The sequence below is a fragment of the Streptomyces sp. NTH33 genome, from assembly GCF_003236365.1.
Taxonomy (GTDB): domain Bacteria; phylum Actinomycetota; class Actinomycetes; order Streptomycetales; family Streptomycetaceae; genus Streptomyces.
The window spans coordinates 20,885-27,765 of sequence record NZ_POTZ01000040.1 but is presented as its reverse complement, the minus strand read 5'-3'; the positions used below and the strand labels follow the sequence as shown (position 1 = coordinate 27,765).

The following is a 6,881-nucleotide window of genomic DNA, read 5'->3' as shown; positions in this document are numbered from 1 at the left end:
ACTCCACGCCACCGCGAGCCCTCCAGCTCCCCTCCCGTCTCCGCCTCCGCCCGCGGCACCAGCCGCACCACGACGACACGCTCCCCCGGGGGAACGGCCGGGAAGAGGACCTGACCGCCGGTGCCCGGCTACAGCCCGCAGGAGCCGCGGTCGAGCTGGAAGTACCGGGCACTGGCCCAGCGGCACAGCCGGATACCGACGACGATCCCGGCGATGGTGACCAGGGCGGGCAGGTATCCGCTGGCGACCTGAATGATCGGGATCGCCGGACAGCCGCCCGAGATCGCCCAGCCCGTACCGAACAGCACCGCGCCGGGGATCACGCCGGCGTGGATGCGTCCCGGGGTGCGGCGGACCCGCAGCAGCGCGAACGCGCACACGATGATGGCGACCGCGCCGGCGAAGGAGAGGAACATGCGCAGGTCCTGGAAGGTGAACATGCGGTTCAGCTCGGCGTAGTCGCCGAAGCCGATGCTGGTGACGGTGTAGCCGAGGGCCAGCCCGGTGATGATGTTGGCCAGCAGAACCGCGCCCCGGGTACGCATCAGATCACCTTCCACAGGAGGAACGACACCCCGACGGCGGTGCCGAAGAACACGGCGGTCGCGACGATGCTGACCGGGCGCAGACGGCCGCAGCCGTTGAGTCCGTGGCCGGAGCTGCACCCGCCGGCCAGTCGAGTGCCGAAACCGACCAGCACGCCGCCCAGGAACAGCAGGGCGACCATGGTGACCGGATCGGCGGTGACCAGGTCCCGGAAGCCCGGCCCCATGTCGTAGCGGAGCTGGAACCGCCCGGAGGCGAACGCGGCGATCAACCCGCCGAGGAAGACCGACACCAGCAGGGCGGCCTGGGTGACCAACGGGGCCGGTCCCGCGCTCGTGACGGAGGCGGTCTCGTCGGCCGTCCGTCCGCCGTCCGGGGGCGGCGGCTGCGACTCCCCGTACGGCACCTGCGGCGCGGCGGGCGCGCCGGCACCGGTTCCGAAGTGCTCCGCGGTGGCCGCGGCAAGCGCCTCGACGAGAGCCTGGTCGTCGGTGAACTCCTCCTCCATCCGCTCGAGGCGGCGTTCACGGCGCCAGTGCAGCACGCGATCCCACGCCGCCGACACCCCGAAGGACCGATCGGTGATGAGGGCGTAGTTGATGGTGACCAGGGCGAGCCCGATGGCGCCCGCCCACCAGGGCCAGTACGTACTCATGCGGGGTTTCTCATCCAATCGGCGAGTCGAGCCCACCAGCCGCGCTTCGGACTGTTCGCTCGGCGTCTGTGTCCAAGGGGGCGGTCCGGCGGCTGGGTGGTCCGTAGGGGCGGTGACGAGGGGCCCGGCCGGACCGGTGCCGACGGGGGTGGCACTTCGAACGCGGCCGTGGTCCTCGGCGCCGCGGTCCCGCATCCTGACGGCTCGGGCTGGGGCGCGGGCTGGGGCTGTGGGACCTGCCGGGCCGCCTGCCCCGGGCCGGCGGGACCAGGACGGCCCGCTCCGCCCGCGCGTTCGAGGTGTCGCGCGGTGGCCCCGTTGGGCAGCAGGCTGATGGGTACGCGCTCGCCGGTCAGTGACAACTCGTAGCGCGCACAGTCGAGCCACTGGTCCTCGCTGTCGCAGTAGTAACTGCGCCACCCTTGCAAGCTCGCCCTGAGCAGGGGGAAAAGGGGGCATGTCGCGGCATGCGAGCAACCCATGCTGCTCCCTTCTGGCCGGCGCGTTCCGCCCGGTCGGGCGGGCGGTTGCCGTTCTCGGTTCTTGTCCTTACCGCGCCCGGTCGACGACCTCGAAGCGTCGGAAAATGCAGGCACAGCGCGTGCTGTGACCGACCGTCACCGCGCTCGGCCGAGATGCAATCACTGTTCCGGTGTTCCGGGCAAGTTTTGGGAACTTTCCTGTGCCGCTCAGTGAGATATGCCATGCGATGGACGTGCCCGCCCATCTCCGATTTCCCGGTATTCGCCTGCTCAAAGCGAGGTCCGTTCGATTGTGCCGATCCGATTCGTTGTTTGTGGAGGTGATGCGGATATCGGTTTCTTCTGTGGCGGGAATGTGAACGTTGTAAATCATGAACGAATGTGCGGACCGGTGGGGAAGCGGGTGCCGACGCGGCGCCTGCGTCCGGCCCGCCGGCTCACCGTCACCGGCGCGTACCAGCCGTCGACCGCGGCCCGGACGGGGTGTGGGTGTCCTCCGGCGCGCGACAGGTCTCGCGCCGGTCGGGCGGAGTGATGAAACACGAAGCAGTCGCCACCGCCGGCGACCGGCGGTGGCGACTGCTTGATGCCGCCCGGGACGATCTCGGGTGCGGCTGGGCCCGGGAACAGGTTCACCGGGCGTGCCCGTGCGGGCCGAGCACGATGCACCGGCTTGGCGCCGGCAAGAGGAACAAGAGGAACAAGAGGAAGAGGAATCAGTTCCGGCCGCTGCCGCCCACGATGACCGGGGTGCCGTTGCCCGAGCCGCAGGGCACGGCGTAGACCGGGTTCTCCCTGGCCGCTTCCCTGTACGCGTCGATGCACTGGTTCATCAGAACCTTGTCGGTCAGGGAGTCGTTGAGGATCTTGTTGGCGCGGGCGATGCCCTCGGCTTCGATCTTGCGGCGCTTGGCCTCCTCCTCCGCCGTGCGGGTCGCCTCGGTGGCCCGCTCGGTGGCCTCCTTCTGCTGGATCTTGCGGTCGATCTGCTTCTGGAGGGCGTCCGAGGGCCTGACGTTGCGCAGGTTCACGGCGGTGATGTCGATACCGCGGGGCGCGAGTCGCTCCTTGATCAACTTGCCGATCTCCGCGTTGATCTCCTCCCGGGCCGATGCGTAGCCCTGCTCGCTGGTGTAGCGGGCGAAGACGTTCCGGACGATCTCCCGGCTGTCCGGGTAGACCAGTCGCTGCTGAATGGCATCCTCGCTCCCTGCCAGCCGGTACAGCTCCGCCGCCTTGGCCGGTGTGACCGCCCACTTCACGGTCACCTCCGTGTACATCACCCCCCCCTGGGAGGACCGCACCTCGACGACGTCCTTGTCGGAGAGGTTGAGGTCGACCGGACGGGTCGAGAAGGGCGTGACATCGGTGAACGGCGCCTTCAGATGCATCCCGGACGTCATCGGCGTACCCACTCTGCCGAACGTCACCGGTACGCCGACCTCGTAGGCGCTGACGACGTACACGGTGCTGGCGATGCCGCAGAGCACGCTGCCGAGCAGTGCGGCGCCGGCACCCAGCCGAAGCCGGAGCGAGTCCTGGGCACGGGCGAAGACGTACATCACCACGGCGGTGAGAACGAGCAGGCATGACAGTACGAGCACGGTGACTCCCCCTGAGAGACCCTGAGCGGCACCCCCCGGCGCCGCTCGTCAGGGGAGGATATGGCATCCGAAGTGCGCAAAGATCACCGGGCGTTCGCAAGTGGCGTCACGCCACCCGGCGACGAACTGCGACCAGGGCCCTTCGGCCGCCTTGGTGGGCCGAGGCGGAGGAGACGGGATGCGAACGCGTGAGGGGTCGCCCCCCACACGCTTTCCAAATGTTCGCCCGGGGGTCCGGGGAGGGACAGGGGCGTTCTGACCTGGGGCGGAGCGCCTCGGGACAAGGCTTCTGGACGGTGCTGGACGGGCGTGAATGAGACCAGAACTGAGACCGGAGGGCCGGGTCATACCTTCTTGACGACGACCGAGTCCGGGACCAGCCGCTCCAGGTCGTCCACGTCCGAGGTGAAGACGGTGACCTGCCCCTTCTGCTGTCGCGCGATGACGGCGAGCACGGCGTCGATCGCGTACTTGTGGCCGTGCAGCCTGGCGTCGGCCAGGAGGCGGCGGGCCTGGCGGGCCTCGTCCTTTCCGATGTCGGCGACTTCGAGCCGGGAGAGCACCCAGTCCCAGCGCTGCTCGGTGGTTCTGCCGTCGTACGCCTCGACCAGCGTCATCGGAGACGTCACCACCTCGGCTTCACCTCGGGCCGCGAGGTCGAGCCAGGCGATCACCTTGCGGTCGCCACGCACGGCCAGGGACAGGGCTTCGCAGTCGAGTACGAAGACGCGCAATGGCCGCTGCCTGTGCTCAGCGACCCGTTTCTTCACGCGGCCTCTCCGGAGTTGTGCTTTCCTTCGGTGCGGCGGCGCTCGTGCTCGGCGTCGAGATCCTCCAACTCCTCGAGCGCTGCCGTGCGCTCCTCCTCGGTGAGGGGGCCGTGTTCCTCCTGCAGCCAGTCGGCCAGTTCCCGCAGCCGGTCCCGGTCGCGCTTGAAGCGCAGAGCCTCGGCGACGTACGCCGACAGGCCCCGTTCCGCCGCCTCCGCGCGAATCTCGTCGAGGAGATCCTCGGGGATCGTCACCGTCACCTTCTTGGTCATCGCCATACAAGAGACCATACTCGTGGTACTGTCCCCCTTACCAGCGCGTGCCGAGTACGGCGGCGCAGCCGGGCGGCTTCTCCTTCATGGTGCCGTGAGGCGCAGCAGCCGCGCGTTGACTTCGTCCGGCGCGAAACGTTCAGGGGCGAATTCCCTGGCGGACCGAAGTCCGAGCCACACCAGCATGGCGTGGTGTTCCTCGTGCCCCGGGTCGGCGAGGATCACCTTGAGATCGCTGTAGCCGGGGGCACCGCCGCAGTCCTCGGGCGGGCACGCCCCGGCACCGTCCACACAGTGTGGATGGTGGAGCCCGGCTGAGGCTGTCTGGAACTGCTCCACGGTGATCAGGTGCTCCCAGGAGTCCCCGAAGTCGTACGTGTACACGAAGCGGTCGCCCGGTTTGAGCAGGGCGGCCAGTGTGGCGGTGCGCTCGTCGCGGAATCCGAGTTCGCCGCCAGAACGGCCGTACTGGACGCCGTCGATGGTGAACGCGTGCATATGGCAGTTCTGCCAGCCCATCGTGTCCTGGAGTACGGGGTGAAGCCGATCCAGGCGGATATCGGCGGGTACCAGCAGCTGCCGCCAAACCCGAGGGTCGTCCACGTCGGCGAGTTCGACGAGGATCCGCAACACCGCGTCGCCGGGCTCGGGCTCGCCGCGCATCCGGGCCGTCCCGGCGCGTCCGTCCGCCGTCAGTTCGGCGGTGTCCTCGGTGAGGAGGACGATGTCCAAGGAGGCCATGGCCTTCAGGACCCGTTGGACGTCGTGGTCGCCCGTGGCACGCAGATGCCGGAGGCGGTCGGGGGACAGGTCGTCGAGCACGTACAGCGGGCTGACCGCCTGCCACACCACCCCGTACAGGTCACTGAGCGGCACTGGGGCTGTGGCCGTGTACAGACGGTGCAGCAGCACACGCAGACCACGGCCGTACTCGTGTGAGAAGAGTGACTCCAGCCAGCCGGACACCGTCACGGCCGGCCCGATGCGCGGCAGCGCGGCGAACAGGGCGCCGCGCAGTTCGTCGGGGTGGTCCACCAGCTTGGCGTTCTTCTTCACCGGCAGCAGGCGCCCGCCCGCGACTCGTAGCAGCCGCGCCGCCTTGGCCCACTCGACCAGCAGCGTGAGGTGGTACAGCTCCTCGCTGGACTTCGTCTTGAACGTACGCTCCCCGATCACCGGGTCCATCCGGTCGCCGGTGTCCAGAACTTCCAGAAGCGCCCGTGCGTCGGCGAGCGTCACACGGCCGGTCTGCGTCAGCCTGCGGCCCGTGCCGACCCAGCCGACCAGCGCTCGCACCTGCTCGACGGTCCTGCCCACTGTCTCAGCCATGCCGGCCACCCGTTCCCGTCCATGCTGTGTCACCCAGGATCAGGATGGCAGGGCCGTAGCCACAACCTGTTGTTCGGCACGGAGGGCGATGTGAAACATGCCACATTGTGACGGTGGTGACGAATCATGAGGAATTGCTGGGCCGGGTCCGGGAATTGAGGGACCGCGGCAGCACCCCGAAGCAGATCGCGAAGGCGCTGGGGCTGCGCCCCCCAGGCCACCGCGCTGGTGAGGCAGGTCGCCGAAGTGGCGCAGGCCCACACCGCACCGGATGAACGGCCGGTGGTGGGTTGCTGGGTCAACGCGGGCTGGAGCGCGGGACTGGATCTGGCCGGAGCCCCGGACTGGGCGGCGGCCGACCCGGTCGGTCGGGAGCCGGATCCGGACACGGGCGGCTTCGCCCAGATCCTGCTGGCCCGCCGGGAACGTGCCAGCAGGGTGACCGTCACCGGGTTCCTCGTGGACGTGTACTGCCTGGGAGTCAAGAACGTCACCGGCCCCGAGGTGATGGGTTCCGGTTCCCTGACCACGTACGTACCGACGTATTACTCGGCCTTCGACCACTCGCCGCTGCCGATCCGTGCGGAACAGGCGCAGGCGATCGTGCACGGCGCCGTCGCCTACGCCCGCGGTCTCGGCTTCGAACCGGCCACCGACTTCGCCGACGCTGCCGTACACCTGGGCACGCCACCTGGCGACCGGCTCACCATAGGCTTCGGCCGGGACGGCAAACCGTTCTACTTCTCCGGCCCCTACGACAACCCGCGCAAGGTGGTCCAGACCCTGGAACGCACCTGCGGGAACGGCAACTACCACTACGTCGCCCACCTGTAGGAACGGAACGGGAGCGGACCCCGGCCCAGGTCCGGAGCACAAACCGACTGGAGTGACCGCCGGCCGCCGGGAGGGAGTACCTTGCCACTCCTGGGTGGAATGTCGTGAATGTCGGAAGCGAATGAGACCAAAACTGAGACCGGGGCATGCCGAAGACCCCGGCCGCTGAGCGGTCCGGGGTCTTCGTTTCGCCTGTTCAGGCGGCTGCGGAGGATACGAGATTCGAACTCGTGAGGGGTTGCCCCCAACACGCTTTCCAAATGTTCGCCCGGGGGTTCGGGGGTGTGCGGAGATGTCCTGACCTGCGGTGAGGCGTGGGGTTGAGTGGTGAACGGACGGTTCTGGACGGAGGTGAATGCAACCAGAACTGCAACCAGCGGACAGCGGGT

General features: G+C 68.8%; 7 protein-coding genes. 1 reads left to right on the top strand and 6 read right to left on the bottom strand.

From position 1 onward, the window contains the following. Nucleotides 1–128: 128 nt before the first annotated feature. The 6 genes from C1I97_RS06640 to C1I97_RS06610 form a co-directional block, all read right to left on the bottom strand. The gene (locus C1I97_RS06640; RefSeq protein WP_111002292.1) at nucleotides 129–545 is read right to left on the bottom strand and encodes a YeeE/YedE thiosulfate transporter family protein; all 417 of its coding nucleotides are present in this window, start codon (nucleotides 543–545) and stop codon (nucleotides 129–131) included. Further along, a complete protein-coding gene (locus tag C1I97_RS06635; protein WP_111002291.1) occupies nucleotides 545–1,201 on the bottom strand; it encodes a YeeE/YedE family protein in 657 nt (218 codons plus the stop codon). The genes C1I97_RS06640 and C1I97_RS06635 overlap by 1 nt, the downstream gene beginning before the upstream one ends. Before the next feature lie 1,198 nt (nucleotides 1,202–2,399). Continuing rightward, nucleotides 2,400–3,287: a prohibitin family protein gene (locus C1I97_RS06625; RefSeq protein ID WP_111002289.1), complete on the bottom strand. Its 888-nt coding sequence runs from the start codon at nucleotides 3,285–3,287 to the stop codon at nucleotides 2,400–2,402. Nucleotides 3,288–3,631: 344 nt separating this feature from the next. Beyond that, nucleotides 3,632–4,057 (bottom strand): PIN domain-containing protein, encoded by a 426-nt coding sequence (locus C1I97_RS06620; RefSeq protein ID WP_111002288.1) that lies wholly within the window; start codon nucleotides 4,055–4,057, stop codon nucleotides 3,632–3,634. Continuing rightward, a complete protein-coding gene (locus tag C1I97_RS06615; protein WP_258382447.1) occupies nucleotides 4,054–4,335 on the bottom strand; it encodes a CopG family transcriptional regulator in 282 nt (93 codons plus the stop codon). The genes C1I97_RS06620 and C1I97_RS06615 overlap by 4 nt, the downstream gene beginning before the upstream one ends. A gap of 78 nt (nucleotides 4,336–4,413) precedes the next feature. Next, nucleotides 4,414–5,658, bottom strand: a complete 1,245-nt coding sequence (locus C1I97_RS06610; protein WP_111002293.1) for a plasmid pRiA4b ORF-3 family protein — start codon at nucleotides 5,656–5,658, stop codon at nucleotides 4,414–4,416. Nucleotides 5,659–5,904: 246 nt separating this feature from the next. On the opposite strand from C1I97_RS06610, the gene C1I97_RS06605 reads away from it, so the two are divergent. After that, nucleotides 5,905–6,492, top strand: coding sequence for a helix-turn-helix domain-containing protein (locus C1I97_RS06605; RefSeq protein WP_111002286.1), 588 nt, complete (start codon nucleotides 5,905–5,907; stop codon nucleotides 6,490–6,492). The last annotated feature ends 389 nt before the right edge of the window (nucleotides 6,493–6,881 follow it).

Coding starts and splice junctions, on each gene's coding strand:
- C1I97_RS06635 (WP_111002291.1), bottom strand. CDS start 1,201: ATGAGTACGTACTGGCCCTGGTGGGCGGGCGCCATCGGGCTCGCCCTG.
- C1I97_RS06640 (WP_111002292.1), bottom strand. CDS start 545: ATGCGTACCCGGGGCGCGGTTCTGCTGGCCAACATCATCACCGGGCTG.
- C1I97_RS06610 (WP_111002293.1), bottom strand. CDS start 5,658: ATGGCTGAGACAGTGGGCAGGACCGTCGAGCAGGTGCGAGCGCTGGTC.
- C1I97_RS06615 (WP_258382447.1), bottom strand. CDS start 4,335: ATGGCGATGACCAAGAAGGTGACGGTGACGATCCCCGAGGATCTCCTC.